Source organism: Bradyrhizobium sp. SZCCHNS1050 (assembly GCF_032484785.1).
Classification (GTDB): Bacteria; Pseudomonadota; Alphaproteobacteria; order Rhizobiales; family Xanthobacteraceae; genus Bradyrhizobium.
On the sequence record NZ_JAUETR010000001.1, the window covers coordinates 2,917,633 to 2,942,761 of the forward strand.

Below are 25,129 nucleotides of genomic sequence, written 5' to 3' on the forward strand. Positions count from 1 at the left end.
CCGGGGTCTGGCGCAGGACTTGCTGGGTCTGATGTCAGCTCCGCCATGGATGGACCTGAATGAGATCGCTCGGGCGCGACCGCGGCATGTGTGCCTGGGACGATTTCGCCCGGTCGTCGACCGATGCCCGGCTGTCGCTGGCGCGGGCGCGATCGGGGCAAATTCCGCCATTCCTGCTGCTATCGGTGCCCGGCATGAGCGCCGGCGAGCATCGCCTTTGCTCCGAGCTGTGGACCCGCGACCGGATCGCCGCCAGCAGCGCCGAGCGGGCGCGGCTGGATTTTCGCTTCGATCTGACATTCCGCGACAAGCTTCGTGTCGGATACCTTTCAAACGACTTCCACGACCACGCCACGGCGCATCTGCTGATCGAAGCGCTCGAGGCGCATGACCGCGATCGCTGCGAGCTGCATGCGTTCTCGTTCGGCGCCGACGATCGCGGCGCCATGCGGGGCCGGCTGCACGCCATCTTCGACGGCTTCCATGATGTGACCGCGCTGAGCGACAGCGCCGCCGCGGCCGCGGTGCATGCCGCGCAGATCGATATTCTGGTCGACCTCAAGGGCTATACGCGCGGCGCCCGGACCGGAATCCTGATGCTGCACCCGGCGCCGGTCCAGGTGAATTTCCTCGGCTATCCCGGGACGCTGGGCGGCGACATCTGCGACTACATCATCACCGATCCGTTCATGACGCCGCTGGCCGTTGCGGCCGATTATTCGGAGAGTTTTGCCTACATGCCGCATTCGTACCAGCCGCACGGCCGGGCGGCGCTGGGCCCGGCGCCGACCCGTGCCGAGGTCGGCCTGCCGGACGCCGGCATCGTGTTCTGCTGCTTCAACCAGGCCTACAAGTTCACGCCCGCGGTGTTCGACCTGTGGTGCCGCCTGCTCGATGCGACGCCGGACAGCGTGCTGTGGCTGCTGGCGTCCGATCGGGCCGAGGGCAATCTGCGCGGCGAGGCGCTTCGGCGCGGCGTGGCGCCCGGTCGCCTGGTGTTCGCGCCGGAAACGACGCAAGGCGAGCATCTGCGCCGACTCCAGCTCGCCGACCTCGTGCTCGACACCGCGCCCTATGGCGCCCACACCACGGCGAGCGACGCGCTGTGGGCCGGCGTGCCGATCGTGAGCTGCGCCGGGGATACGTTTGCCTCGCGGGTGGCTGGCAGCCTGTTACATGCGGTCGGATGTCCCGAGCTCATTGCATCGGACGAGGCCGACTATCTGGCGGTGGCGCTGACGCTCGCCGCCGAGCCGGATCTGCTGCGGGCGGCCAAGGCCAGGCTCTGGCGCAACCGGCCGGCCGCGCCGCTGTTCGACGCTGCCGCCTATGCCCGGTCGCTGCAGGATCTCTACGACCAGATGTGGCGCCGCCGCAGCAGCGGCGGCGCGCCAGGGCCGATCTGGGCGTCGAAGTCTTGAGCAGGGACGAGGCGGGCCTGCTGCGCCTTACTGCGTCGCCATGCGTCCGGCAGCGAGGATCCCGATCAGGGCCGTCAGCGCGCCGACGCTGGTCGCGTTGATTGCGACGAGCGACCCGTAATTGGAGTTGGCGACCTTCATCAGCGGCGCGCCAAGGCGGGCATCGATCAGCAGATAGGACACGAATGGCAGTCCCAGCAAAGGCAACGACATCAGGCGCTCCGCTGGCCGGAACAGCAGCGCGCCGAGCAGGGCGCAAGGCAGCAGGAACAGCTCGACGCCGCTCTGCGCGCCGAACAGCTTGACGGAGAACACCGTGTTGGCCGTGCCGGTCAGGACCATCAGGGCACGGCCGGCGAACGGATTGCGCCGCGCGAGCATGGGCACGCTGGCAAACAACGGCGTCGTAAGCAGCGTCAGCCACGCCGGCCACGCCGCCGTGCCCACGAGGGCATGGAGATAGAGCGGATAGAACGGCTGGTTGGAGACGATGACCAGCGCGACCTTGGCGGCGATGTCGGACTGCGGGTCATCGGCCGACGCATAGGCCTGCACGGCGGCCAGCCCGCGTGAAAACATCTGAGCCATTCAAGTCCCTCAGCTCCGCAAGAAGGTGCGCATCACCGGCCCGGAAACGCGCGCCCCTGCAGGCCGGATCATGCGTCGCGCATCGCACGGTCAAGAGTTCAGTGCGGTCCGCAGCATGCGTGCGAGATCGGCGCTCTGATACGGCTTGGTAAGCAGCAGCACACCGGCATCGAGGCGGCCGTGGTGAACGATCGCGTTCTCCGTATAGCCCGACGTGTACAGCACCTTGAGGCTGGGACGCCGCTTCAGCGCCTCGATCGCGAGCTGGCGGCCGTTCATTCCGCCAGGCATGATGATGTCGGTGAACAAAAGATCGATCCGCGTCGCGCTGTCGATCAGCGCCAGCGCCTCGTCGGCCTTGCTGGCCGCGAGCGTCGTGTAACCGAGCCGCTTGATCTGGGCGATGACATATTCGCGCACCAGCGAATCGTCCTCGACGATCAGGATCGTCTCGTCGCCGCGCTCCATGCCCTCGGCGCCGATGGTCGACAGTGCCGCATCGGCATCGGCATTGGCCTGCGGCAGGTAGAGCTTGACCGAGGTTCCGTGCCCCGGCTCGCTGTAGATCTTGATGTGACCGTTGGACTGCTTGACGAAGCCGTAGACCATGCTGAGGCCGAGGCCGACGCCCTTGCCGACGTCCTTGGTGGTGAAGAACGGCTCGAACACCTTGTCGAGCAGGTTGGCGGGAATGCCCTCGCCGGTGTCGCTGACCGCGATCATCACGTAGTTGCCGGGGATCACCTCCGGGTTCATGCGCGCATAGGCGGCGTCGAGCAGGACGTTCTTGGTTTCCAGGGTCAGCTTGCCGCCGTCCGGCATGGCATCGCGCGCGTTGAGCGCGAGGTTCAGGATCGCGGTCGACAGCTGGCTGGGGTCGATCATCGCCGGCGCCGAATCGTGCGCCAGCATGGATTCGATCTCGATCTGCTCGCCGAGCGTCCGGCGCAGCAGGCGCGCGGTGTCGACCACCATGCCGTTGATGTCGACGCTGCGCGGCTGCAGCGGCTGGCGGCGGGCGAACGCCAACAGGTGCTTCGTCAGGTCGGCGCCGCGCGCCGCCGCCGAGTTGATCAGGCTGGTGATCTGCACCAGCTGCGGCCGGTCCTTGACCGCCTCGGCCAGGATCTCGATGGTGCCGGTGATCACGGTGAGGATGTTGTTGAAGTCGTGGGCGACGCCGCCGGTGAGCTGGCCGATCGCCTCCATCTTCTGCGCCTGCCGCACCTGCGCCTCCGTGGCCTCGATCTCCTGGAACCGCCGGACCATGGCTTCCGCACTGCGCCGCTGCCGCGTCTCCTCCTCGAGTTGCGCATAGGCGTTCCGCAGCTCGGCGCGGGACGGCATCGTCAGCACCCGCGGCAGCAGCAGCAACAGCGCGGCGGCGATGCCGACCGACAGGAAGGCCAGGAAGCCCTTGGTGGCCGCCTCCAGGCTGTAGGCCGGAACCCAGATCGTGAGCACCTCGATCAGCCGTGTCAGCCCGCAGACGGACACCCACAGCGCGAAGGCCCAGAAGATGTAGCTGAACTGAAAGTCGCGGCGGCGATAGACGATGAAGGCGAGCACGAACGCGATGGTGAAGAAGGCGAAGGAGATGAGGATGTCGGACACCGTGTTCACCCAGATCAGCTCAGGTGTCCACAGCAGGCACTCGCCATGCGGCGTGAGCATCGACATGTCCGATATCCCCAAAAGTGTGGCCGACGGACCGTGTCGCCCCCGCGGCGCGGTCGGTTCCCTTAGCAGATCATCGAATTTCCGTTGAGCACACAAGGGTCCTGACTGTCGCGACGCGCACATTTGGTAGAGGGGCACCGCAGGCATAGGGCCCCGCGCGTCGACGCGGATTGGCGCACGGCCGAGCCTGTGCCTGGAGCTCCGCTCGACATCTGAGGCTTGACGGTGTGTACCGATCGGTATAGTCTGTACGATATAGTACACAAGGAGATGTCCCGTGAGCTCTCTCGCCCCGCCGTTCACGCTGCAGACCGCCACCCAGAAGGTGCGCATGGCCGAGAATGGCTGGAACAGCCGCGACCCTGAGCGCGTGTCGCTGGTCTACACGCCCGACAGCCGGTGGCGGAATCGGGCCGAGTTCATCACCGGCCGTGCCGAGATCGTCGCCTTCCTCTCCCGCAAATGGGCCAAGGAGCTCGACTACCGCCTGATCAAGGAGATCTGGGCCCACAGCGATGACCGGATCGCGGTGCGCTTCGCCTATGAGTGGCACGACGACAGCGGCAACTGGTTTCGCTCCTACGGCAACGAGAACTGGGAGTTCGACGCGCAGGGGCTGATGCAGCGCCGTTACGCCTGCATCAATGACCTGCCGATCAAGGCGGTCGATCGCAAATTCCACTGGCCTCTCGGGCGCCGGCCGGACGATCATCCCGGCCTGACCGACTTGGGACTTTGACGCAGGGAGAGCCATGCGGACGCTCAACGAGCGCGCCGACGTCATCCCGCTGATTGCCGAGGTGTTCCGCGAGTTCGGCTTCGAGGGCACCTCGCTCAGCCGGATCACCGAGATGACGGGATTGGGCAAAGGCAGCCTCTATCACTTCTTTCCAGGCGGGAAGGACGAGATGGGGCGGGCGGTGCTGGCGCATGTCGACGCCTGGTTCGAGCGCGAGATCTATGCGCCGCTGCGCGATGATCCGCCGGAGCAGTCGATCGCGCGGATGTGGCGTGGCGTCGACGACTACTTCCGTTCCGGCCGACGCGTCTGCCTCGTCGGGGCGTTCGCGCTCGACGAGACGCGGGATCGCTTCGCCGCCGCCATCGCCAGCTACTTCACACGCTGGATCGAGGCCTTGCGCGATGCGCTGATCCGCGACGGCTGGCCGGCGGCACAGGCCGCCGACGGCGCCGAGGAGGTGGTGCTCGGCATCCAGGGTGCACTGGTGCTGGCGCGCGCAACCGGTGAGGCGGCCGTTTTCGGCCGCGCGCTGACGCGGTTCCAAGCGCGCCTGCAACGATCATCCGTCGTCTGACTCTCGAAACGCCGGCGACCGCTGCCTCAGCAAGCGGCAAATGGCGGGCTGAAATATCGGCGCGCGGCTCTCGTGAAATCGTGGTTGTCTCGAGCAACGTCTCGAGCAGTGGCGACATCCAGGGAGGTCCGGCATGAACGGGTTAGGCGGTCTCAATAAATCCGACAACGGCGTGGTCATCGGCCTGGTGCAGCTGCAGCTGCCGGTCGTTGTGACCAAGGACGACCTCGCGCGGCAGACCGAGAAGATCGTCTGGATGGTCGGCAAGGCCCGGCGGAATCTCGGCACCATGGATCTCGTGGTGTTCCCGGAATACTCGCTACACGGGCTGTCGATGGACACCAATCCCGAGATCATGTGCCGGCTCGACGGGCCGGAGGTCGCCGCGTTCAGGCAGGCCTGCATCGACAACAAGATCTGGGGCTGCTTCTCGATCATGGAGCACAACCCCGACGGCAACCCCTACAATTCGGGTCTGATCATCGACGACCGCGGCGACATCAAGCTGTATTACCGGAAGCTGCATCCGTGGATTCCGGTCGAGCCGTGGGAGCCCGGCGATCTCGGCATACCCGTGATCGAGGGACCGCGCGGCGCCAAGATCGCGCTCATCATCTGCCATGACGGCATGTTCCCGGAGATGGCGCGGGAATGCGCCTACAAGGGCGCCGAAATCATGATCCGCACCGCCGGCTACACCGCGCCGATCCGCGACAGCTGGCGCTTCACCAATCAGGCCAATGCGTTCCAGAACCTGATGGTGACGGCCAATGTCTGCATGTGCGGCTCCGACGGCTCGTTCGATTCGATGGGCGAGGGCATGATCGTCAATTTCGACGGCAGCATCATCGCGCACGGCACGACGGGGCGCGCCGACGAGATCATCACCGCCGAGGTGCGCCCCGATCTCGTGCGCGAGGCTCGCATCAACTGGGGCGTCGAGAACAACATCTACCAGCTCTGGCACCGCGGCTATGTCGCGGTGAAAGGCGGCGCGATGGATTGTCCCTACACCTTCATGCACGACATGGTCGCCGGCACCTACCGGCTGCCGTGGGAGGACCAGGTCAAGGTCACCGACGGCACCTCCTGCGGCTTCCCGGCCCCGACACGCGCCTTCGGCAAGCTCGGCAGGGCGGCGGAGTGAGCGAATGCGGCGGCGCGCCCGGCCGCCGCAAGCTTGACAGATCGATCCTCCGCCAATTATTTTATACTTAAAATAATTGGCGGACAGGTCTTGTCATGAGTGTTTCGGCGAAGGTGATCCCCCGCGACTGGCTCGACTGGCCGTTCTTCGAGTCGCGTCACCGCGCTCTGTGCGACCAGCTCGACCGCTTCGTCGGCTCGGGCGTTCTCGACGACGTCGATCACGGCGATGTCGACACCGCCTGCCGCAAGATCGTTCGCGCGCTTGGTGCCGCAGGCTTGCTCGACAGCGCCGTCGTGGCGCCCGACGCGGATGCCGGCGCGATCGACTCACGCGCGATCTGCCTGTCGCGCGAGACGCTCGCTTATGCCGACGGTTTGGCCGATTTCGCCTTCGCCATGCAGGGACTGGGCTCCGGCGCCATCGCGCTCGGCGGCTCGCCGGAGCTGCGCGCCAGTGTGCTGCCCAAGGTGCGCGCCGGCGAATGGCTCGCGGCCTTCGCGCTGTCGGAGAAGGAGGCGGGCTCCGATGTCGCCGCGATGGCCTGCGCGGCGCGGCTGGACGGCGATACTTACGTGCTCGATGGCGAGAAGACCTGGATTTCCAACGGCGGCATCGCCGACGTCTACACGCTGTTCGCCCGCACCGGCGAGGCGCCCGGCGCGCGCGGCATCTCCGCCTTCGTCGTGTTTCCCGACGATCCGGGGTTCTCCGTGGCCGAGCGCATCGAGGTGATCGCACCGCATCCCCTGGCGACGCTCCGCCTGCAGAATTGCCGCATCCCGGCCAACCGCCGGCTCGGCGCGCCCGGCGGCGGCTTCAAGCTGGCGATGCAGACGCTCGACATCTTCCGCGCCTCGGTGGCGGCCGCCGCCCTCGGCTTCGGCCGTCGCGCGCTCGACGAGGCGCAGGCGCATGCGCAGAGCCGCAAGATGTTCGGCGCCACGTTGTCGGACTTGCAGATGACGCAGGCGGCGTTCGGCGAGATGGCGACCGAGACCGATGCCGCCGCGCTCCTGACCTACCGCGCGGCCTGGCGCCGCGACGTGCAGAAGCTGCCGACCACGCGCGAGGCCGCGATGGCCAAGCTCACGGCCACCGAGACCGCCCAGCGCGTCATCGACCGTGCCGTGCAGATGTTCGGCGGCCGCGGCGTCCGCAAGGGTGAGATCGTGGAGAGCCTCTACCGCGAGATCCGCGCGCTGCGCATCTATGAAGGCGCGACCGAAGTGCAGAAGCTGATCGTCGCGCGCGAGTTCCTGAAGTCGCGGGCCGGCGTGGTGCGCGGCTGAGGCGCGCTGCGCGTCAGGCCCGCAGACGCAAGGGCGCCTGCCAGCCGGGATCTCTGTCGCACGCAGCCTCGCCCATGGTCACGCGGCGGCCTCGGTCGTCACGCAGCAGTTGGATTTCGATCTCGTCGAAGGCGAACCGGGCGATCACCTGCAATGGGGCGACCACCCGTTTTCCGAACGTCCACGGATCGGAGTTTCCGCGCGGCATGGGAAACGCGAAAGGACGCGAGGGGATGCGGAAGAGAAGGCGGCCATCCCAGGACTCGCGATCGCGCAGCTCAGGTTGCCGCATGCCGACGTGACTCAGATAGGCTTGGCAGGCCTGCTCTCGTAGCGAGATGGTCACCCTGAAGCCCGTGAAGTCGATGTCGCCGCGCATGTACTGATCGTAGACCAGTGCCTCCTTCACCTCGACGCTGCCCAGTGAGCTGCCGCTCTCGTCCGGCCGGAAAGAGAAGAAGCGGTCCGAACACATGTGATCGTAAGGGACGATCTCCTGGCGCGGCGGTCGCTGCGCCAAAGCCCGATCCAGGCCGCTGCAAAAGCCGATGTCATCAATGTCGCCGCGGACAGGCTCGAAAAAGAGTCCTTTGGGGGGGGAGCGACGTCTTCGTGCAGCGAACTCGAAGAGACCGAGGGAGAGAGCGACTTAGCCGCGTAATCCAACACGTACAACTTGATAGCTGAGCCAGCGCGCCGTGACGCTGCGACGTCGAGATCCGCTGTCTCGAACCCGACCGCGTCTTCAAGTGGAAGTCGGAGGCGTACCTCCTCTGGATACTTCGCCCCCGACCTCTTTCGCAGGAAAATATTAGAGCTCTCCGAGGGCTTGCGATCAAGAAATCTGCGGATCAACGGCACCATCGCTTCCGCTTTATCCTTGAGCAACGTGCGACGCTGAAGTTTCTCCAGGTCGGAATGGCGACTGGCTGAGCTCTCCGGCTTGAACAATCATTGCGCGGGATGAGCCGTGGTCTGCGGGTGGTCCTCGCCGGTTGGTTCGGCACGGGTTGGTTGCTCCCCGCGCAAATTCGCGACCGCGCGGGTGGCCGGTTCCCCTTCCGCGCGGCTACGTCCTTTTCCGGCTTGAAGATCCTCCGGATCCGCAACCATGCCGCCAAAGGCCGCAGCCGTGCTGCAGCCGAGGGCCGGATCGGCAGCATTGTCGGCGAAGATGCCGCGATTGAAGCCATCCGACAGATGGCAGCGAACGGAGCTGATGAGCAGGCGATCGATGTGTACACGCGTCGCGTGGTGCATTGCCGAGGCAACGTCGTGCCTGACGCGGGAGCGATCCACGCCGGCTCGGATGATGGAATGCTCGATCGCCGCCGTGCATGGCCCCGGCGGTCCTTCGATCCAGGCACGGACGCTTTCAGGGCGGCCATTCGCCGTCGCGGCCACGAAGTGTTCGACGCCGGAACTCGCCGCAGAACAGCGTCCTGCAGGTACATCGTAGACGTAATGAACGGTCTCACCTACGAGCTGCGGTGGCGGTGCCGTCCGGTCCACAGCGCAGCCTGCAGCCAGCACCGCGAGGGCGATGGCGAGGCCGCTTCTGATCGGTGCCATGTTTATCGCTCCTTGGAGGACCGTCATTCGATCAGGAAGCCGGCATCGCCACGCAATCTCCGGCCCGGCACCGGCACCTCAATCGGGCCTGCCCCGGGGCGGGTCGTTCCAAGACGGCCGAATATGATGCGCTCGAGCTCGGAAGGCGGCCCGACGAAGTCGGTCGGGACCGGTATGCGTGCCGATTCGCCGATCGGGCGAACGATTGTCGGCGTGACGATGATGATCAGTTCGGATTCGTTCTTCCGGAACTGTGTCGACCTGAACAGAGCCCCCAGTACCGGTAGGTCGCCCAGCCCCGGCAACATGTCCAGGCCGGTATTGAACTTGTTCTGCAGCAGTCCGGCGATTATGAAGCTCTCCCCGCTGCCGAGCTCGACTGTGGTCTCCGCCCGCCGGGTAATCAGGCTCGGGACGCGGGCGCCGTTCATGATCAGGGCGCCTTCGTTCGAGAGCTCGCTGACCTCGGGCTTGACCTGCAGGTTGACCAGACGATCGGAGAGCACCGTCGGTGTGAACTCCAGTCCCACGCCGTAGCGACGAAAGTCGATCGAGATGCGGTCCAGCCCTTGGGCGACGGGGATCGGAAATTCGCCGCCTGCCAGGAAGTTCGCCTTCTGACCCGAAACAGCGGTGAGCGTCGGTTCTGCCAGGATTGAAACCAGTCCCTCCTGAGCGAGCGCATCCACGATGGCAGTCACGCTGTAGCTGCCGTTTGCCGGCGTATTGATCCTCCCTGAGGCCGCCGACGAGAGCCCAAAGCTGAAGCCACCGGCCGAGCCTGCGGCCTCCCAGTTGACGCCGAGTTGCTTCACCGCGTTGCGCGAGACCTCGGCAATACGGACCCGCAGGTTCACCTGCGTGCTACCGCCGATCTTCAACTGATTGAGCAGCACCTCGTCCTCGCCGAGGAACTGCGCGCAGGTGGAGCGGACCTTCTCGGCGATGTCGGCGTTGGGCACCAGCCCGCTCAGCACCGCGCCGCGCGGCGTCCGCGACAGCCTGACGTCGAGGTCTGCGAATTGAGCTCGCAGCAGCTGCCGTAGATCACTCTCGTCATAGGCAATCGCAATCCGGAACGTCGCGACGGTCGCGCCGGAATCGTCGAGCGCGAAGAGCGTCGTACGGCCGGGCTTTTTGCCGAAAACGAAGACGCGGTTGGCGGCCGCGACCTGGACGTCCGCAACAGCCGGCTCGGCGACGAAGACCTTGGAAGCCGGACGGGGCAAGGTCAGCATCTCGCCCTGAGACGCGTAGATCCGCACCTGTTGCCGCGCATTGGATGATGCCGGCGCGCAATGAACCAGCATCGTAAGGATCACCACGATCGAGGTCAGCCAGGCGGATGGCGAAATTCGAAACGGTCCCATCGTCAGCGCCGCATCGCCGAGAGCATCTCGAGATTGAGCCTCACGTCCTCTTCCCGAAGGTCGACCCGCGCAAGCTTGGCGGCGCCATCGCGATCTCCGCTCAGCGCCATAGCGATCACGAGGTTCTGGCGTGCACGAGGCGAGGCGCTCTCACCGAGCGCGATCGGCCGCAGAACCGTCATCGCGTCGGCGTACCGGCCCGTCAAGGTAAGCGACAGTCCCAGATTGTTGCTTGCGATCATGTCGGCGGGAGCGATTGCGAGCACCTGACGATAGGCTGTCTGAGCTTCGTCATGGCGGCCGAGCATGTCGAGAGCCACTCCGAGGCCGTTGAGCGCCGGAATGTTCTCGGGGTCCGAGGTGAGCACGCTGGTGAAGATTGCCAGGGCGGGCTCGGCTTGATGTCTGGCGAGCTCGCTTCGCGCTTTTCTGATTCGATCGTCCTTGTCTTCCATCCCGGCGACTTGGTTGGCGGGAGCTGCTGCGGCTGCCGTGGAGGCCGGGAGATTGCGACCCTCGACCGAGGCGCGTGCGGTCGTGGGCGTCGGCACCGGTCCGCCAATGTCTGGGGTCAGCGACGAACAGGCGCAGAGCAGACCGGCGATGCTGCCAGCCAGCGCCATTCGCCTGCAAACACCGGCACTCGGTGTCAGATGGTTGTTGAACACGGTTTCCCGGCCTTCAGAGCTACGCATGTACTTCCTACGGATATTGCACTGTCTTATAGTTCAAGTCTCGAAACCTCGCAGGTGTCGTCGCGGGTTGACTGGTTCATTGCATCGCCGAGATCGGGGAAGGTTCAGCCTGCTCGCGTGATTCATCCAATCCAAGGACGGCGATCGGCTCGACCCGAAAGTCCTTTGAGATTTCCTGATAGGAGAGCACGACCACATTGAGACCGGACGGCGCAAGCAGCGTCCAGACCACCCGGCGCAGGTCGGCGGAGGCCAGTACAATACTCGGCGATGCGGCAAGATGATCGACGTCGGCAAGCTGCCGGGTCAACGCATCAAGCAGGCGCGTGCTGACGGCAGGATCGAGAGACGTCTGAGCGTTTTCATCGAGGGCGTGCACGGCCGTTCGGATCGCTTCCTCTGTCTGTCGATCAAGCACGAAGCAGCGCAAGGTCCGATCAAAGCCTGAGCTTTCGAAGCAGATCTGTCGGCGCAGCGCCAGCCGCACGTGCTCGACCAGCATGACGCTGCTCTGCTCCCGCATTCCCCACTCGGCCAGCGTCTCAAGAATCAGCCGCAGATTGCGGATGGAGACCCGCTCGTCGAGCAGCCGGCGAAGGACATCGGTGATGCGCTGTGTAGGGACCACACGCAAGGCCTCGCGCACCAAGTCGGCGTAGTCAGCCTCTAACTGGTTGAGCAGGCGCTTGGTCTCCTGTATGCCGAGGAACTCCGGCGCATAGCGGACAAGAACGCGCCGCAGCTCGGCATCGACTGCGGAGATGGCCGGTCCCCCCGCCGTTCGGGTTGCCGGCTGATCCAGTTCACCGGACGAGAGCAGAAGAGGCACGCCATGCAGCTCGATCCTGAAATGACCGGGCGCCAGGGCGCTGCTTTCGTCGACTGCCGCCCCTGGACAGGCGCATCCGAGCCAGTCTGCCACGTCCTGTCGCGTCCGCCTGATCCGATCATGAATGCCGGCTCTCCGCAGTTCATCGCACAAGGCGGCTTCCGCGAGGATCATGATCGGTGCAGACTTGGCCGCCGGGATAGCGATCCGCGAACTTCTCGCGGGCTCTGACGGGTCGGACGGTTGCGCCGTGCCGGAGGTTCGTTGTGATCGCCGTCGAGCCAAGAGCATCGCAACGCCGGAGCCGCCGAACACGGTGGCCATAAAAAGGAAAATCGGCGCCGGAAAACCCGGTACGAACGCCAGCCCGAGCATCATGAGACCGGCCAGCTGCAGGGATTGCGGCTGCGACGTGATCTGCTCCATGATCTCGGAACCAAGATTGCTCGGCGCTTCTGTCGCAACCCGGGTCACGACCGTTCCCGCCGCCATCGACACGAACAGCGCCGGGACTTGGGAGACCAAGCCGTCGCCGATCGTCAACAACGAGTAGAGCTGGATCGCTTCGCTGATACGCAGCCTGTGCTGCACGGTGCCGACAACGATGCCGCCAACGAGGTTGACGGCGATGATAATGAGACCGGCGATCGCATCACCTTTGACGAACTTCATGGCGCCGTCCATCGCTCCGTAGAGCTGGCTCTCGCGCTCCAGCCGGCGTCGGCGGCGCCGGGCCTCGGCCTGGTTGATGTCGCCGTTGCGAAGGTCGGCATCGATGCTCATCTGCTTACCCGGCAGTGCATCGAGCGTGAATCGGGCAGCAACTTCGGCGACCCGTTCAGATCCTTTGGTGATAACGACGAACTGGACGATCGTGATGATCAGGAACACCACGAGCCCAACCACGACATTGCTGGAAACGACGAACTCGCCAAAGGTCTGAACGATGGACCCGGCATCGGCCTGGCTGAGCACTAGGCGCGTAATGGTGATGGAAATCGAGAGCCGGAACACCGTGGATATGAGAATGATTGCCGGAAGTGCGGAGAATTCGACCGCGGCGTTCAAGTAGAACGCCACCATCAGCAGCAGAATCGACGCGCCGATGTTGACGGACACCATGACGTCGACGAGCGCCGTCGGAATCGGCAGGATCATCGCCATGATCGTGGTGACGATCAGGATGACGACGAGAAGCTCGCGCTTGTCGTTCGACCAGCGGGTCAAGCTCTCGACAATGGCCGTCATAGTCTGCGGTTCCATCCAAGCGGGATCGAAACCTTCGTCACATTGATCGAAACGCAGAGCGGCATGGTCTTACAAGCTCACGGCGAGCAGGTCTGCGCCGCGACGCAATACGACCCGGTCTTGTTCGATTCGATCGACGATCCACCCTTCGCTGATAACGGCGCCTGCGAACAGCTTCTGACCGCGTCCATCAATGACATACGGCCCATTTCCGGCCCAAATCGCCTGAACGGTCAAAGGGGCGCTACGCTTTACAGATTTCGCCTCGACCTGGCTCGTCAACACGATGGCAATGCCGAACGTGCCGTCGAACCATCGCTCAATGTCGCGCCACCTGCCTAACGCCGCGGGTTCAATGTTTCCTCTCGCCGTGATGGCGTTTGAGTCGCTGACAATCTCGACGGTCGTGAGGCCCGCAGTTAGCAATCGCTGGCGCAGCGCGTCCGCCGCGCTGTTCAAATCCGCCACCGGCGCGCCGGGCTCCGCGCCGGCCCGTCCCGTTCTGTCCTGGCCGGGCAGTCGTGCGGGGGTAAGGGTGGGGGCGGGCGAATTGGGCGCGTGCCTGCTCGGATATTTTGTCGAACAGTCGGAGTCGCAGCGGGGGGATCTCAGCCGCTCAGCTGTGGCATAGCCGCCATCGCCGGGCACCTTGTCCGCACCAGCGGGAAATCCCTGCAGAAGCAGGGCTAGACAGACCAGGATCGCGGCGGTGCCGAGTCCATACCTCAAGAAGGTATAGCGGGTTGTTCTGCGCTTGCGGGTGCAGCGGAGCTGAATTCCATTCAGAACGACATCGGCCGGATAACGACTGATCCGTGCTTCTCCGGCACCGAGCAGGGTGCCGTTCAGCAGAACATTATCTGCGGTGCCTTCGATTTCGCAACAGTCCGCCTCTAGCGCGAACCGCGCGTGCAAAGGAGCCAGACAGTCATCCATGAGAACGACATCGGCGTCCATCGAGTGACCCACCAGATAGGTCCCGGAGTCGAGTTCTTGCCGGACCCCGGCATGAAGGCCCGATCGGATCGTGAGTTCGAATGGGGACGGTGATGCCGGCATTCTCTGCCTCTCCATCAGGACCTAGCAGCCATGTTGGCAGCGGAGCGCTCGGTACGAACGCCCCGTGCCGTAAGCGGTTGGTAGCTGTCCGAGGGCGATCGCTGGATCAGCCGACGTTCGGGCGCTGCTGCGCGACCGTCTCGATCGATCCCCAGTGCGTCTTCTTGGTCGTGATCTCGGCATTCGTCTTGATCGCTTCGTCGAAGGCACTCTTCATCTTTGCGATCGCGCTATCGATGCTCGAGTTCGATGACGTCGTCGAAGAAACGGAGCCTGTTGAATGGGACATCGCTTTATCTCTCTATGCTTGTGTTGCGTTGAGGATTGGGCTGTCGGGGAATGCCCTCCAGCCGGGAAGTGATCGTTAGCGTTGTCCACGCTGATCACCTCTCGGCTGAAGCGGCGGCTTGGATCCCGTCCCGAGGCGCACCTTGTGAGGTACGCCTCTCGCGCTTCCTTCAACGTCCTGGTCTCATCGCTCTCGTCGCGTTGCGAGAATGAGTCCTCGTTGCTTTACTCAGCTCTGTCAGTGATATGGTTGTCGGCCGAGAGGTGTCCCGCGGAGCGGTCGCATGGCGATCCCGAGCCTGAATCCGCGAGTTGCAGAATGATCGAGGAAAGCTTGTCGAGGATGTTGTTCTTCGTCGCTTGGTCAAGGCCCTTTGCCTCTGAGACTTGGCTGACGAGCTGATTCAGCGTCTTGAGTATCGAGCTGTTCGCGCCGGGGTGATGGGATGGGCCGGACACGAGTTGCTTCAGGATCTTCGCGATCCCGTCGAGCAGCTCACCTTTGGCGGGGTCGCTGGGCCCGTTGGAATTCGTGATCTGATGGGTCAGGTCACCAAGGATCTTGGCAACGCGGCCGTTGTTCCGCGCGTCGCACTGGCTCGGTCCGCCCCTCAGGATGCTGATGGCCGCCGAGATCAGAGCCGCCTTGTCTGCAGGTGTCTTTGCGTCCGCGACCAATCCAAGAACGTCCGATGCTATGGAAGACGTCCGCGGATCTTGCTGCTGCGAAGCGGGCGGCATCGACGACTGCCACCAATCCCCCGCATCACAGCGATGAGCCGGATGAGCTGACGACCCGCCGGGCGTGGGCTGAAATCCTGCAAAGCCGGGCCAGGACGACGCGTGTCCGTGCGGACCCATCATGTGACCGGTGTGAGCTTCACGTGAGGATGATGCGTGGGAGCTGACCCTAGACATGCAACTCTCTCCTTGTTTGCGATCCGATGTCTTATCTGTCTTGTTCTGAGCAAAGGGTCTAACGAGGCGTCAGTCGGCATGCTCCGTCACGGATCCGGGGTTGCACTATTCTCGTCGCCGACGGATGCCATCTCCTGAATGCCGTCCTGAGCAACAGTCATGAGCATGAACGCGGCCGCCTGCGGCATTGCGCTGAGAAACGCCTCCTCGAACTTTGCTTGATCCTCAGCCGAGACTGCCTCGCTGCTGCTCGGGGCGCTTGCCGTCGCGGTCGTCATGCTCGATGCTTCTACGGCCATTCTGACACTCCTTTGATCCGTCCGGTCGATCTGGCAGGACTTGCGAACCCGTTGATTTGCGTCATGGCACGTCGCCTGGGGCGTTGAGCTTGACCACTTGGACGTGCTCCCCGCGATAGACGGTGACGGACGATGGCTGGTCAGCTCGAGGCTTCAGTGCTGCGAGCGTACGCTCCACCGCTTGGATGTATTGGGGGGGACCCGAGACCAGGGCCATGTCGGCCTGCTTGATGGATCTGAGTGAGAATCGCGCGTCGGAGAGCGCGAGATCGCGAAGTGCGGCTTCGAGACGCTGGAGCGGCACGGCACCGAGTTGAACGAGCCTGCTCGAAGCTTCCTTGTTGCTAGTGACATAAATCCGGAAGCCGTCGAAATACCAGTCGAGCCCGTAGTTCCGGGATAGATGCTCGATGAATTCTCTGGCCTTGAGTTCAGGCAGAGGCCCGCGCACACGTCCCCGTACTTCCGGGCTCACTTCTAACCGCAGGCCGGTATTCCGTCCGAATTCCTGAAGAACGTTGCCAAGGTCTTGGTCGACGATGGTGTACCTGTAGGACTCGGTCGGCCAAGCAGGTTCACCCGCGTCTGCGGACGTGGTGTGGATTGCAGCCGCCGAGAGCGTCAGGCAGACGGTCGCGATCGCAGCCACGCTGCGCAATGGGACCAGAACCCGAGATGCCAAATGGTCGCATGGGAAAACGTGGCCTTCGTGCGACCTTGTCGCGGAACAATCGTGGCAATCGTGTAGTTGATCGCGCGTACCCACGAGCAAACTCACATGTACTTGTTGCTATCAGCTCATCTCATTCAATCACAGCGGTCGCGGGTGCGTCGGAGAATATATTAGGAAAATATTATGCTCTGCCCCGCTGGGCGCCGTGCAAAGCTCTGTCTGATCTGTTGTGCAAGCCATGGTCCGGCTGTCCTTGTGAGTCATTATTTGTTTGGAGTGAGCAATGGCGAGAGCACGAGGGGTCCTGAGACGGCATGGAGCGGTGACATGACGACGATTGCGCCGTTGGGTGGCGTCACAGCTTCCGGAACAGTTGGTGTCAGTTTCGGAGCCGTTGAGCCCGGAGCGGCCGCCCAGCAGTCGTTTCAGGACGCTCTGCATAGATCGGTCACTAAACTGCCTATGGAGCCTGAGCACGCCGTCGACCAACTCGGCAGCAAGGTGATGGAGTGGATGGAGAGTTCGTACGAGCGGGTCCAGCGCAATGCCGCGCCCGAGCTCAATCTCATGCCGGAGCCGGCAGCATCCGGTCCAGCATCTTCCAACATTGGCGGAACGGCCCTGGGAGCGGACAAGCCAGACGCGGGCCGTCAGGCCCTGCAAATGCTGGAGCACGCATTCTCGTTTGCCATTGAGGCGACGCTGATGTCGAAAATCTCGACCGAGTCGACCCGAATCTTCAACACGTTCTTGAAGGGACAATGAGAATGGCCGGTTGCGGCAAACAATGGCTGGCCGCTCGAGGGCGCGGATTGAATTTGGCGCTGGTGCTGGGCTTGGCGTTCATGCTGAGCGGTTGCAAGGGTGAGCTCTATAGCCGCTTGAGCGAGAAGGAGGCTAATCTGATGATGGCCCTTCTGCTGCACCACGGCATCGCCGCCGACCGACTCCAGGCAAAGGACGGTAGCAATACTGTCAGGGTCGAGCAGGAGCGATTTGCCGACGCTGTGACGCTGCTGAATGCGTCCGGGTTGCCGCATGCGAAGTTCGAAGACATGGGCAGCATATTCTCAAGCAATGGTCTGGTGTCGTCACCCACAGAGGAGCGAGTCAGGTTGATTCACGCGCTCAATCAAGAGTTGGCAAGGACGATCATGGAGATCGACGGAGTCATCTCTGCCCGAGTCCACGTGGTGCTGCCTAAGATAGACCCGTTGCGTCACGATCAGGTTCCGTCGTCGGCGGCATCGGTGTTCATCAAGCACGATGCGCGCGCCGAAATCGCCGTGCTCCTACCGCAGATCAAGACCCTCATTGCCAATAGTGTCGAAGGACTGACGTACGACAGGGTGGCCGTGGTTTTCGTGCGTGGCAGTTCGGATCCCGTCGAAGTCAGCCCTTCCACGTCGATCGAGACGACGGCATCCGTTCTATCTCACGACGGATCTGCCCTGCGTGACGGTCCGCTCATCCTGCAGGTGTCAGCCGCGGTAGGGCTGGGGCTGCTGGGATCGATCGGAATCTTCCAGCTCTGGCGCCGGGCACGCGTGGGATATGCGCAACGCAACGCGCCGCGTCGGGAGGCGCGAATGCCGGCGCGTGATCCGCTGCGTGTCGTATCCTAGTGCGATTGAAGTGGGCTTGGCCGGCAAATGAGTAGGCTTGTGCAACCTGGAGCATCCCTTGGTTTGCGTGCTCCGAAGGTCGGCGGTGGCTGCGAACCCGGCGCGCCGGTGGGGCATTGGCCGGTGATGGATATGGACACGTTTTGTCGATTACCGGCACGCTACATCCACGTTGAACGATTTCTCGCGTGCGTACCGGGCGTTTCGCCCGGGCTTGCCGCACGGATACTCGCCTGCGACCGACTCCACCGAGATATCTCAGAGCGGATCGTTGTGCATTACGAGCTTGATTGCTGCACGGCAGCCGACGTCGCTGACACGCGCAGTCGCATTGCGTTTCTCGACTGCGAGCAACTATGCCGCGTCGGTGAGCTGGCCGGCGGTGTTTGGCATGCCCACGCAATTCGTTCCATGGTCCTCAAGACTACGCTCCGGGAGCATCTCGGAGAATTCGATTCCCGACTCCACAAGGTCGCGCTCGCCAATATCGATCTGTCGCCCAAACCCGATCGCCCCCCGAATCCATCTGCGCTTGCGGACCTCATCCGAGGTGATGGGATGCAATGTCTCAATGCCGCAATCTGGCGACTCCCCGCCACCTTGCGTAGCCGCATCCTTCTTCGATTTCCGATTAACTCGCCGCTGGGCTCCTCGGTCTCGCGGCGACACCAGCAGCTTGGTCCGGAGATTGTTGATCGCGTTCTAGCCGATGGGATGGTGCCGTGAAAGCCCGCGAGAGTGACAAGCCTGTCGGCACGTTCCATCCGCTCGGACCCGTGGTTCGAGCCGAAGAGGCGGAGACCTGGTTTTCCGCGGCTGCCTCTCTTGCCGACGCCCGGCGGCAATGCGAGCAGATCGCCGCGCAGGCCCGGCTCGCGTTCGAAGAGCAGCGCATGAGAGGCTTTGAGGATGGTCGTCTCGCGGGAGTTGAGGAGGCGGCTCGCCTGATTGCGGAAACGAAGGTCACGGTTGATGATTTCGTCGCCGATCTGCAAGACGAACTTATCACGCTCGTCGTCGAGATCATCAGGGAGATCCTCGGAAGTTTTGAGCCGGACGATCTCGCCGCGCGCGCCATCACCAGAGCACTCGAAGAGATCCGTTCCGGTACGGCCCTCGTGCTGATGACTGCGCCGCAGGAGATGGAGTCCATCCGTGTACGAGTGGCGACGCTGCTGGAGGATGGGGCCGACCAGCTCACCATCGTGTCCGACCCGCAGTTTGCGCCGGGGCGCTGTATGCTTTGGAGCGAGTTCGGGCAGATCGATGTTTCCGTTGACGCTCAACTGGAGCAGCTCGCCTTGGCGCTGCGTGCCGGTTTCGAGGGCGTGGAGCCATGATGCCGGCAGGCTCTGCCACGCACCGACTCGCGCGAATCCTGCCGCAGTTGCGTGAAGCTGCAGGCCGTTCGCAACTGCGCCCGATCCGCGGGCGCGTGATTCAGGTGTCGGGGACCCTCATCAGGGCGATCGTTCCCGATGCGCGTGTTGGCGATATCTGTTTGCTCCGTTCTGCCCATGCCTCGCCTGATCTGCGGGCCGAGATCGTGGGCATCGAAGGCGGAGTCGCGTTGCTGACGCCTCTCGGAGACGTGGCGGGTCTCTCAACAAGAACGGAAGTCGTCTCGACAAGGCAGGCCCTCGGCATCATGGTTGGGCCAGCGCTGCTCGGCCGCGTCGTCGACGGGCTCGGGCGCCCTCTCGACGTTCAGGAACGAGGATGGCCCGAGTTCGACCAGATTCGACGAGTCCGCGGAGCTGCGCCGGCGCCCTTGGCACGGCGGCTCGTTGACGGCCCTTTGTCACTTGGTATCCGGGCGATCGATGGTCTGCTCAGCTGCGGCGAGGGGCAGCGGATCGGCATCTATGGCGAACCCGGCGCGGGCAAATCGTCGCTTGTCGCCCAGATCGTCCAGAACGCGGACGTCGACGTCTGCGTTGTCGCACTGATTGGCGAGCGTGGGCGCGAAGTTCGAGAAATGGTCGAGCGCTGCCTGGCCGGAGCGGCTCGGGCGCGATCAGTCGTGATTGTCGCAACCTCCGACCGGCCGCCGACGGAGCGCGTCACGGCTGCCTATGTCGCCGTGACGATCGCGGAGTACTTCCGGGATTGCAACGCACGCGTGCTCCTGGTGCAGGACAGTGTCACTCGCTTTGCGAGGGCATTGCGTGAGATCGGACTGGCCGCGGGCGAGCCGCCGACGCGCCGGGGCTTTCCGCCGTCGGTGTTTGCGGCATTGCCCGAGTTGCTCGAGCGGTCCGGTCCCGGAGTCGCCGGCTCAATCACTGCATTCTACACCGTGCTGGTTGAGGGGGATGGTACCGCGGATCCGATCGCGGAGGAGACGCGCAGCATTCTGGACGGGCACATCGCGTTGTCACCTAAGCTCGCACAGTCGGCGCATTTCCCTGCGATTGACATCGTGTCCAGCCTCAGCCGCGTCATGGATCAGGTCGTGACGAGCCGTCATCGCTCTGCAGCCAGGAGGGTGCGTGAACTCATAGCTCGCTATGCAGAGCTTGAGTTCCTGCTGCAGGTTGGGGAGTACAAGGCCGGATCCGATCCGATCGCCGATGAGGCGATCGCCAAGCAGGATGCTATCAAGTCCTTTCTGCGGCAGGGCCTCGGCGAGGTCGTTCCGTGGGATCGCACGATCCATCAACTCGAGCAGCTCGCGTCATGAGGTACGATCCACTGCTCACGCGCATACGCAGGATGCGGATCGTTCTCGGAGAGAGGGAGCGGCGGGCGAATTCCGCGCTTCAGCGCGGCGTGGAGGCACAGGTCGAAGCGGCTGCGGAACTGACGCAGATCAATCATGCGCTCGCGTTGCAAGCAGCGGCGCGTGGCGCACGCGAACGTCAGATCTACCAGCAGATGGTAGGGCGTCCAATTTCCGCGCGGGAGATCACCCAACTTGACGCGCAACTCAGGCGCCTCGAGTCGCTGGCAATGGCGCTTGCCGAGCAGCGCCTTGCGAGCATCCGTACGCTCGACCATGCGCGTAACGAAGTTCAGGGTCTACGCCTCGAATTCGTGAAGGCTCATCGGAGGCGTCGCAAGTGGGATGAGTTATCGCAGCAATCACGTCGCCGTCGCGAGGACCGTGAGACGTTGCTAGAGGAGATGGCTAATTCGGACGGCAGGGCGGCGGGGCGGCAAGCATGAACGCGCCATTCCCCGCTCGCAGGCGCGGAGCGCCTGACGGTGAGATCACCGAATTTCATCCGGACGTGCTATCCATTGCTGATGTTCTACGTGCCCGTCGTTGGTGTCGGCGGCTGGCTGAACTCACCTGCGAGTTGGCAGGTCTGCCGCTGCGGATTTCCTTCTCGGGCGCCTCCTCGGGCGTTTCGAGCCGGCCGGCGTGTCGTCTGCATTTTACGATCGGCGGTGATCCATGCGCCGTAAGTCTGCCTGTCGAGGTGATCGATGCAACGCTGCAGGCGATTGATGGTCCGCCTCGAACTACGCTCGCCGAGCCCGATCTGCTGCTTCTGATCGAGTTCGCCTGCGCCGCCATACTTGATTCAATCGAGGAGACGCTCGGCCTCCCCGTCACCCTCACGCATGCTTCCTTCGATGGCAGCGTTCCGGACTCGATTGGAATCCTGTGTCGCGGCAGGTTTGGCGAACGATCGTTCAGTGCTTACCTGTCTTTACCAGAGCCATACGAATCCCGTTTGGCAAATCAAGTTCAAGCATTGGGTCCGGCTGCTGCCGCCGGAGTTCCGATCTGCGCGGCCTTCCGGCTTGGTGTTACGCGCGTCAGCGCCCGCTTGCTTGCGAGCTTACGGCCGGGAGACGTCGTGATCGTCGAACACGCGATGCCGGATGGACGCGTCGCCGCCGTCTTCGGCGAGCGTCGTCTCACCTCATGCCGCTTCGAGGGAAGCGACGCGACAGTGGTGGACACGTTGCACCAGATCAGAGGCGATCTTCATCATCATTGGACGGCTGTGGACATGACGGCACATGAAAGCGTCGATACAGGCGCAGACGATGTGAGCCTGGACGACCTCCAGATCAAGCTCCTATTTGAGATCGGCCAGCTCGAGATACCTCTCGGCGAGTTGCGCATGATCGCGCCCGGCTATGTCTTCAATCTCGGTCGGGATCCGCGACATGCAATTGAGATTCACGCGGGGAATCGGCGGATCGGGCAGGGCGAGATCGTCAGGATCGGCGAGGCACTCGGCGTGCGGATCGCCAGATTGTTCAATCACGAATGAGCTGAAGCCGTGACCCAGTTCAATTTGTTCGCTGTTCTCGCGGTCATCGCCGGACTTGGCCTTATCATCTTTGTCGTCGTGACGATGACATCGTTCGTCAAGATCGCCGTGGTCCTGTTCCTGATCCGGAACGCGCTGGGAGTGCAGCAGACGCCTCCAAACCTCGTGCTCTATGCCATTGCGCTGGTTCTGACGGCCTATGTCAGCGCGCCGCTAGTGGAGACCGTGTATGAGCGCGTCAATGATCGTCCCAGCGAGTTTCAAACCTTTACCGACTGGAAAGATGCTGCTGAGCGGGCAGGCCAGCCAATTCGCGAACATCTGAGCCGGTTCACGACGGTCGCGGAGCGGGAGTTTTTCGTCACTGCCACCGGCAGCTTATGGCCCGATAGCAGCAGAGCCAAGCTATCGAGCGAAGATCTTGTTATTCTCGTTCCCTCCTTCATGAGCTCGGAGCTCAAGCGCGCCTTCGAGATCGGCTTCCTGCTCTATCTGCCCTTCATCGCGATTGATCTCGTGGTGTCCGCGGTCTTGATGTCCCTTGGCATGTCGATGGTGCCGCCATCGACGATCTCCGTCCCATTCAAGTTGTTCTTGTTCGTGATGGTCGAGGGCTGGTCCAAGCTGATGCATGGCCTGGTGTTGAGTTACGGATAGCCTGCGAGATGGGGAGGGAAAGCAATGGGCCAAGCGACAATCGTCGATCATCTGGTCAGGGGTCTGACGGTCGTTCTCATATTTGCCATGCCTCCCCTGGGTGTGGCGATGGTTGTTGGCCTCTTCGTCTCAATTCTTCAGGCCGCAACCCAGATTCAGGATCAGGTGCTGCCGCAGACGATCAAACTGATTGCCGTCGTGGCCACGCTGGCGGTGTTCGGCGCAGTGTTGGCGGCACCGCTGATCCAATATGCCGATCAGATCCTTGCGGATTTTCCTGCACTGACGCGTTGACGGGCCTTCCCTTCATAGCGCTCGGAGGGACATGGGCGACGCGGAGTGGCGATGGGGCTTGACCTCATGCCGTTGGACAGCATCGAGGCGGGGGCCAATCTCGTCTTCCGTCATCTTCTTTCGTTGGCGCTCGCCATCGCGCGTCCCAGCGCCTTCGTCATGACCTTTCCGGTGTTTGTTCGCCTCGGGCTGACCGGCTTGATTCGTGGTGCCTTCGTGGTCGCGATCTCGCTACCGGTCATGACCGGACTTGTTGAGGTGCTTCCTCCGATCGGCACGCAAACATTGCGATTGGTCGCGGTCGGGTTCAAGGAAGCGATCATCGGAGGGCTCCTTGGTCTGCTGCTTGGGATCCCGTTCTGGGCCGCCGAGGTCGCGGGCGACCTGCTCGACTACGAACGTCAGGCCCCCGATGCCCAGCTTCAGGATCCCAACGCCATGACCGAGTCCACCGCGTCTGGCACGCTTTTTATGCTCGCTGCGGTGGTTCTGTTCGTCGCAGCCGACGGCTTTCATAGCGTCGTCGAAGCCCTTTATGGCAGCTACAGGCTCTGGCCGGTCATTGAGCTCGCGCCGTTGCTACGCGCGGAGAGCGGCCTATTGGCGCTGGAAATGCTCGTCCGCGTGCTGCAGTTGGCATTGATCCTGGCATTCCCAGTGCTGGCGGCCATGTTCGTTGCGATGTTCGCGCTGATGGTGATCGCCCGTTTCGCACCGCAGTTGAATGTGTTCGATCTTTCGATGGCGGCGCGCAACTTGGTCTATTTCCTGGTTCTGCCGCCCTATGCGGCCGTTCTGCTCGATCACTTCGGTACTCAGCTTGGAGAGTTGACCGGAATCCTGGACCAGCTAGGGCAGTTCCTGCGATGAGTGAGGATGGCGGCACTGAGGAGCGGACGCTGCCTCCGAGCGAGCGGAAGTTACGTAAGGCGCGCGAAAAGGGACAGGTCTTTCGCAGCACCGATATGGTCGCCGGTGCATGCCTGTCGTCCATGCTGCTCTATCTCTGGCTGATCTTGCCGGAGCTTTTCGCGCGGCTACGGGGAGCCATGATGCTCGTGGGCGATGCGGGCGGGCAACCGTTTCGGGAAGCTGCGGGCACGATCGGAACGATGATGTACGAAGCCGCCGTGCCATACCTTGCAAGGGGGGCGGCCATCGTCGTCCTAATGTCCCTCGTCGTCAACGTCGCCGTCACCAAGGGGATCGTCTTCAGCCTTGACCCTATCAAGCCCCGCGCAGAGCGCTTGCATCCCGCAAAGGGTTTGAAGCGAATTTTCGCGCTCAAGAGCCTGATCGAGCTGGTGAAGAGTCTGGTCAAGACGACCCTGCTCGTCACGATCTCGGTTTTCGTCCTCGCGATGTCGCTCAACTCCTTGGTTCACACGCCAGGATGCGGCCTTTCGTGCCTCGCGCCGGTGATCGGGGCGGTGATGGCACCGCTCGTCGTCGCGGCAATCGTCGTGCTGATGGTGGGCGGCCTTATCGACGTTCTCTTGCAGCGCGGACTGTTCATGCGCGAGATGCGGATGACACGAAGCGAGGCGAAGCGCGAGCGGAGAGACCAGGAGGGCCTGCCGGAGGTGCGCTCCGCACAACGCCGTCAGCGTCAATCGCTGGCGCACGGGGGAGGGCGGGGAGGAATCGAAAGCGCAACACTGGTCATTGAGGGCGACGATGTGATGGTCGGGTTGCGCTATGTTCCGGGTGAGACACAGGTCCCAAGGCTTGTGTGCAAGGGACGTTCCGTCCGCGCGCACAACCTCACCGAAGCTGCCACTGAGCTCGGCATTCCTCGTCTGCGCAATCCAGACCTTGCAGCGGAACTCGATCGCCGCATCGCCCAGGACCATTACATCACTGAGGAGTTTTTCCAGCCAGTGGCGTCGGCGTTGCGCGCGAGCGGCATGTCCTGACTGTCGCTGC

The 25,129-nt window shown here is 63.4% G+C and carries 27 protein-coding genes; 16 read left to right on the forward strand and 11 right to left on the reverse strand.

Translation table 11 applies throughout. The features are described 5' to 3' along the window. Positions 1-59: 59 nt before the first annotated feature. Positions 60-1,421 (forward strand): UDP-N-acetylglucosamine-peptide N-acetylglucosaminyltransferase, encoded by a 1,362-nt coding sequence (locus QX094_RS13275; protein ID WP_315825620.1) that lies wholly within the window; start codon positions 60-62, stop codon positions 1,419-1,421. Between the two features lie 27 nt (positions 1,422-1,448). Here QX094_RS13275 and QX094_RS13280 read toward each other — a convergent pair whose 3' ends face one another. Next, on the reverse strand, positions 1,449-2,009 hold the full coding sequence (locus tag QX094_RS13280; RefSeq protein ID WP_316173572.1) for a hypothetical protein: 561 nt from the start codon (positions 2,007-2,009) through the stop codon (positions 1,449-1,451). Positions 2,010-2,099: 90 nt separating this feature from the next. Beyond that, positions 2,100-3,689, reverse strand: a complete 1,590-nt coding sequence (locus tag QX094_RS13285; RefSeq protein WP_315751832.1) for an ATP-binding protein — start codon at positions 3,687-3,689, stop codon at positions 2,100-2,102. A gap of 277 nt (positions 3,690-3,966) precedes the next feature. On the opposite strand from QX094_RS13285, the gene QX094_RS13290 reads away from it, so the two are divergent. The 4 genes from QX094_RS13290 (at position 3,967) to QX094_RS13305 (ending at position 7,444) form a co-directional block, all read left to right on the forward strand. Beyond that, a complete protein-coding gene (locus QX094_RS13290; protein WP_316173574.1) occupies positions 3,967-4,428 on the forward strand; it encodes a nuclear transport factor 2 family protein in 462 nt (153 codons plus the stop codon). A 13-nt stretch (positions 4,429-4,441) separates the two neighbouring features. Then, a complete protein-coding gene (locus QX094_RS13295) occupies positions 4,442-5,005 on the forward strand; it encodes a TetR/AcrR family transcriptional regulator (RefSeq protein WP_315715054.1) in 564 nt (187 codons plus the stop codon). A gap of 133 nt (positions 5,006-5,138) precedes the next feature. After that, entirely contained in the window at positions 5,139-6,152 is a 1,014-nt protein-coding gene (locus tag QX094_RS13300; RefSeq protein WP_315715055.1) for a formamidase, read from the forward strand. A 95-nt stretch (positions 6,153-6,247) separates the two neighbouring features. Further along, positions 6,248-7,444, forward strand: coding sequence for an acyl-CoA dehydrogenase family protein (locus QX094_RS13305; protein ID WP_315715056.1), 1,197 nt, complete (start codon positions 6,248-6,250; stop codon positions 7,442-7,444). Positions 7,445-7,457: 13 nt separating this feature from the next. Here QX094_RS13305 and QX094_RS13310 read toward each other — a convergent pair whose 3' ends face one another. From QX094_RS13310 to QX094_RS13350, 9 genes are all read right to left on the reverse strand, one after another. Further along, entirely contained in the window at positions 7,458-7,964 is a 507-nt protein-coding gene (locus tag QX094_RS13310; protein ID WP_315715057.1) for a hypothetical protein, read from the reverse strand. Between the two features lie 431 nt (positions 7,965-8,395). Beyond that, the gene (locus tag QX094_RS13315; protein WP_315715058.1) at positions 8,396-9,016 is read right to left on the reverse strand and encodes a hypothetical protein; all 621 of its coding nucleotides are present in this window, start codon (positions 9,014-9,016) and stop codon (positions 8,396-8,398) included. A 23-nt stretch (positions 9,017-9,039) separates the two neighbouring features. Then, on the reverse strand, positions 9,040-10,326 hold the full coding sequence (locus QX094_RS13320) for a type II and III secretion system protein family protein (RefSeq protein WP_315768101.1): 1,287 nt from the start codon (positions 10,324-10,326) through the stop codon (positions 9,040-9,042). A gap of 62 nt (positions 10,327-10,388) precedes the next feature. After that, positions 10,389-11,009, reverse strand: a complete 621-nt coding sequence (locus QX094_RS13325) for a tetratricopeptide repeat protein (RefSeq protein ID WP_315715060.1) — start codon at positions 11,007-11,009, stop codon at positions 10,389-10,391. A gap of 148 nt (positions 11,010-11,157) precedes the next feature. Then, positions 11,158-13,158 carry a flagellar biosynthesis protein FlhA gene (locus QX094_RS13330; protein ID WP_315715061.1) on the reverse strand — a complete coding sequence of 667 codons (2,001 nt, stop codon included), beginning with the start codon at positions 13,156-13,158 and terminating at the stop codon, positions 11,158-11,160. A 69-nt stretch (positions 13,159-13,227) separates the two neighbouring features. Further along, positions 13,228-14,217, reverse strand: a complete 990-nt coding sequence (locus tag QX094_RS13335) for an FHA domain-containing protein (RefSeq protein WP_315715062.1) — start codon at positions 14,215-14,217, stop codon at positions 13,228-13,230. Between the two features lie 513 nt (positions 14,218-14,730). Further along, on the reverse strand, positions 14,731-15,183 hold the full coding sequence (locus tag QX094_RS13340) for a hypothetical protein (protein WP_315715063.1): 453 nt from the start codon (positions 15,181-15,183) through the stop codon (positions 14,731-14,733). A 326-nt stretch (positions 15,184-15,509) separates the two neighbouring features. Continuing rightward, a complete protein-coding gene (locus tag QX094_RS13345; protein WP_315715064.1) occupies positions 15,510-15,722 on the reverse strand; it encodes a hypothetical protein in 213 nt (70 codons plus the stop codon). A 61-nt stretch (positions 15,723-15,783) separates the two neighbouring features. After that, complete coding sequence (locus QX094_RS13350; RefSeq protein WP_316173581.1) at positions 15,784-16,371, reverse strand: nodulation protein NolW; 588 nt, start codon at positions 16,369-16,371, stop codon at positions 15,784-15,786. Positions 16,372-16,722: 351 nt separating this feature from the next. Here QX094_RS13350 and QX094_RS13355 point away from each other — a divergent pair, with 351 nt between their 5' ends. The 11 genes from QX094_RS13355 (at position 16,723) to QX094_RS13405 (ending at position 25,119) form a co-directional block, all read left to right on the forward strand. Next, a complete protein-coding gene (locus QX094_RS13355) occupies positions 16,723-17,160 on the forward strand; it encodes a hypothetical protein (protein WP_315715066.1) in 438 nt (145 codons plus the stop codon). Between the two features lie 2 nt (positions 17,161-17,162). Then, a complete protein-coding gene (gene sctJ, locus QX094_RS13360) occupies positions 17,163-18,020 on the forward strand; it encodes a type III secretion system inner membrane ring lipoprotein SctJ (RefSeq protein WP_315715067.1) in 858 nt (285 codons plus the stop codon). 63 nt (positions 18,021-18,083) lie between these two features. After that, positions 18,084-18,746 (forward strand): SctK family type III secretion system sorting platform protein, encoded by a 663-nt coding sequence (locus tag QX094_RS13365; RefSeq protein WP_315715068.1) that lies wholly within the window; start codon positions 18,084-18,086, stop codon positions 18,744-18,746. After that, on the forward strand, positions 18,743-19,360 hold the full coding sequence (sctL, locus tag QX094_RS13370; RefSeq protein ID WP_315715069.1) for a type III secretion system stator protein SctL: 618 nt from the start codon (positions 18,743-18,745) through the stop codon (positions 19,358-19,360). The genes QX094_RS13365 and sctL overlap by 4 nt, the downstream gene beginning before the upstream one ends. Continuing rightward, positions 19,360-20,703 carry a FliI/YscN family ATPase gene (locus QX094_RS13375; RefSeq protein ID WP_315729338.1) on the forward strand — a complete coding sequence of 448 codons (1,344 nt, stop codon included), beginning with the start codon at positions 19,360-19,362 and terminating at the stop codon, positions 20,701-20,703. Before sctL ends, QX094_RS13375 begins: the two co-directional genes overlap by 1 nt. A gap of 32 nt (positions 20,704-20,735) precedes the next feature. Continuing rightward, positions 20,736-21,188, forward strand: a complete 453-nt coding sequence (locus QX094_RS13380) for a hypothetical protein (RefSeq protein WP_315715071.1) — start codon at positions 20,736-20,738, stop codon at positions 21,186-21,188. After that, positions 21,185-22,252, forward strand: a complete 1,068-nt coding sequence (gene sctQ, locus QX094_RS13385) for a type III secretion system cytoplasmic ring protein SctQ (RefSeq protein WP_315715072.1) — start codon at positions 21,185-21,187, stop codon at positions 22,250-22,252. The genes QX094_RS13380 and sctQ overlap by 4 nt, the downstream gene beginning before the upstream one ends. Before the next feature lie 9 nt (positions 22,253-22,261). Continuing rightward, entirely contained in the window at positions 22,262-22,909 is a 648-nt protein-coding gene (gene sctR, locus QX094_RS13390; RefSeq protein ID WP_315715073.1) for a type III secretion system export apparatus subunit SctR, read from the forward strand. A gap of 24 nt (positions 22,910-22,933) precedes the next feature. Continuing rightward, positions 22,934-23,203: a type III secretion system export apparatus subunit SctS gene (gene sctS, locus QX094_RS13395; RefSeq protein ID WP_315715074.1), complete on the forward strand. Its 270-nt coding sequence runs from the start codon at positions 22,934-22,936 to the stop codon at positions 23,201-23,203. A gap of 51 nt (positions 23,204-23,254) precedes the next feature. Then, positions 23,255-24,073 (forward strand): type III secretion system export apparatus subunit SctT, encoded by an 819-nt coding sequence (gene sctT, locus QX094_RS13400; protein WP_315715075.1) that lies wholly within the window; start codon positions 23,255-23,257, stop codon positions 24,071-24,073. After that, positions 24,070-25,119 carry an EscU/YscU/HrcU family type III secretion system export apparatus switch protein gene (locus QX094_RS13405; RefSeq protein WP_315715076.1) on the forward strand — a complete coding sequence of 350 codons (1,050 nt, stop codon included), beginning with the start codon at positions 24,070-24,072 and terminating at the stop codon, positions 25,117-25,119. Before sctT ends, QX094_RS13405 begins: the two co-directional genes overlap by 4 nt. The last annotated feature ends 10 nt before the right edge of the window (positions 25,120-25,129 follow it).

Coding starts and splice junctions, on each gene's coding strand:
- QX094_RS13405 (WP_315715076.1), top strand. CDS start 24,070: ATGAGTGAGGATGGCGGCACTGAGGAGCGGACGCTGCCTCCGAGCGAG.
- sctQ (WP_315715072.1), top strand. CDS start 21,185: ATGAACGCGCCATTCCCCGCTCGCAGGCGCGGAGCGCCTGACGGTGAG.
- QX094_RS13330 (WP_315715061.1), bottom strand. CDS start 13,158: ATGACGGCCATTGTCGAGAGCTTGACCCGCTGGTCGAACGACAAGCGC.
- QX094_RS13325 (WP_315715060.1), bottom strand. CDS start 11,009: ATGGCGCTGGCTGGCAGCATCGCCGGTCTGCTCTGCGCCTGTTCGTCG.
- QX094_RS13285 (WP_315751832.1), bottom strand. CDS start 3,689: ATGTCGATGCTCACGCCGCATGGCGAGTGCCTGCTGTGGACACCTGAG.
- sctJ (WP_315715067.1), top strand. CDS start 17,163: ATGGCCGGTTGCGGCAAACAATGGCTGGCCGCTCGAGGGCGCGGATTG.
- QX094_RS13315 (WP_315715058.1), bottom strand. CDS start 9,016: ATGGCACCGATCAGAAGCGGCCTCGCCATCGCCCTCGCGGTGCTGGCT.
- QX094_RS13335 (WP_315715062.1), bottom strand. CDS start 14,217: ATGCCGGCATCACCGTCCCCATTCGAACTCACGATCCGATCGGGCCTT.
- QX094_RS13380 (WP_315715071.1), top strand. CDS start 20,736: ATGCGGATCGTTCTCGGAGAGAGGGAGCGGCGGGCGAATTCCGCGCTT.
- QX094_RS13280 (WP_316173572.1), bottom strand. CDS start 2,009: ATGGCTCAGATGTTTTCACGCGGGCTGGCCGCCGTGCAGGCCTATGCG.
- QX094_RS13375 (WP_315729338.1), top strand. CDS start 19,360: ATGCCGGCAGGCTCTGCCACGCACCGACTCGCGCGAATCCTGCCGCAG.
- QX094_RS13320 (WP_315768101.1), bottom strand. CDS start 10,326: ATGCTGGTTCATTGCGCGCCGGCATCATCCAATGCGCGGCAACAGGTG.
- QX094_RS13355 (WP_315715066.1), top strand. CDS start 16,723: ATGACGACGATTGCGCCGTTGGGTGGCGTCACAGCTTCCGGAACAGTT.
- sctS (WP_315715074.1), top strand. CDS start 22,934: ATGGGCCAAGCGACAATCGTCGATCATCTGGTCAGGGGTCTGACGGTC.
- sctT (WP_315715075.1), top strand. CDS start 23,255: ATGGGGCTTGACCTCATGCCGTTGGACAGCATCGAGGCGGGGGCCAAT.
- QX094_RS13305 (WP_315715056.1), top strand. CDS start 6,248: ATGAGTGTTTCGGCGAAGGTGATCCCCCGCGACTGGCTCGACTGGCCG.
- QX094_RS13295 (WP_315715054.1), top strand. CDS start 4,442: ATGCGGACGCTCAACGAGCGCGCCGACGTCATCCCGCTGATTGCCGAG.
- QX094_RS13345 (WP_315715064.1), bottom strand. CDS start 15,722: ATGGCCGTAGAAGCATCGAGCATGACGACCGCGACGGCAAGCGCCCCG.
- QX094_RS13300 (WP_315715055.1), top strand. CDS start 5,139: ATGAACGGGTTAGGCGGTCTCAATAAATCCGACAACGGCGTGGTCATC.
- QX094_RS13275 (WP_315825620.1), top strand. CDS start 60: ATGAGATCGCTCGGGCGCGACCGCGGCATGTGTGCCTGGGACGATTTC.